This window comes from Bartonella sp. AS69XJJH (genome assembly GCF_042195585.1).
Taxonomy (GTDB): domain Bacteria; phylum Pseudomonadota; class Alphaproteobacteria; order Rhizobiales; family Rhizobiaceae; genus Bartonella.
Map to the genome: position 1 here is coordinate 1517 of NZ_JBHIOO010000058.1, position 1299 is coordinate 2815.

2 protein-coding genes are annotated in these 1299 nt (G+C 43.1%); both read right to left on the reverse strand.

What is annotated here, in order from left to right:
* A partial coding sequence (locus ACFIK6_RS09395; protein WP_375677585.1) for a phage tail protein occupies positions 1-790 on the reverse strand: 790 nt, incomplete at its 3' end.
* Positions 791-798: 8 nt separating this feature from the next.
* On the reverse strand, positions 799-1299 hold a 501-nt coding region (locus tag ACFIK6_RS09400; protein ID WP_375677586.1), incomplete at its 5' end, for a phage tail protein.

A 1299-nucleotide genomic window follows, 5' to 3' on the forward strand; every position in this document is an offset into this window, starting at 1 on the left:
TCTCTTCCTCATCTTCATCATTCAAAATCGTAAAGGATTGACCTCCATGATCATGCTTTCTCATAGCGTCATTTTGTAAAGTGCCAAGATAACGAAAGCGGTCTATCTCGCGGTCATCATCAACACCTCGTAAAAAAACACCACGCAAATCGGGAACGTTAAACTTTGTCCAACTATCAACTCCACCCCATCTGATCCCTATCGCTTCATAAAGAGCAGGATAATCACTGCGCAAATAAGCTTTCCCATCACAGAGTAACCAGCCCTCTGGCAAAACTTGCATCCCAAAAATCCCTATCGTCCCCGTAGGATAAATGGGAATAACCGGTTCTTGTGATAAAGAAAGAGGCGTAGGATTTAAAACTTGCCAAGCATGATCCCTATAAATCAAGCTATAAATGCACCCCCTTTGAAGTTCACCTCCAGATAATGCACGAATGCCTAATTCCGTCGCCTTATAAACGGGCATACCGACTAAATCATTCAAGGCAATTGCGGTTTTCCCTACATTCTTATCCTTTGCTTTAAAACAAACGGATATCCCATTCTTATACTCTAAAAAATGCGATTTACTTTGAAGTCTTATCAACGTCGTCTGCTGTTCATTATCAACCGTAAAGCTACTTTCAATCACACCACTCGTATCGGATAAATATTCACGCACACGCTGCATCATCACACGGGCGCTATTATTCACGCTGCTAGGACGTTGTCCTTTTGACCAATCAATCAAATCATCACAATAGGCATTCAAGGAGGCATTTAAAGACCAATCATAAATCGTCGACATCTTAAACCTCATGTCTTAATCGCAAACAGAACACTCACATTAACTGGACGCGTCTCGCCCTCACCAGTGCTCTCCAAAACAACCTCTTGGCTTTCATCAAAAGTATAAGGACTTGCAACGTGACTCCTTAAATTCTCACGCTCTATACCCATAAAATTCGCGAGAGAGCTCCCCCCAAACAAGCCTAGACGATAGCCTAATACATCCGTCGTATTCCCATCCCAAAAGTTTTCGTTGCTGGTAAAATGAGACATCGATAGGCTCTGTCCTTGATGTTGGTGAGACTCGATTAAATCTGTTTGCACACTTGCAAAAGAACGCCCCTCATCAATATTGCGCCCTCCATCAAGCCCCCGTAAAAACATCCCTCGAAAATCTGGAACATTAAACGTCGTAACGCCATCCCCCTCTCCCCAAACCGTTCCTATCGTCTCAAATAAATCACGATAATCACGACGCAAATAAGCCTTCCCATCGCAAATTAACCAATCCTTTGGAATCCCGCGCAT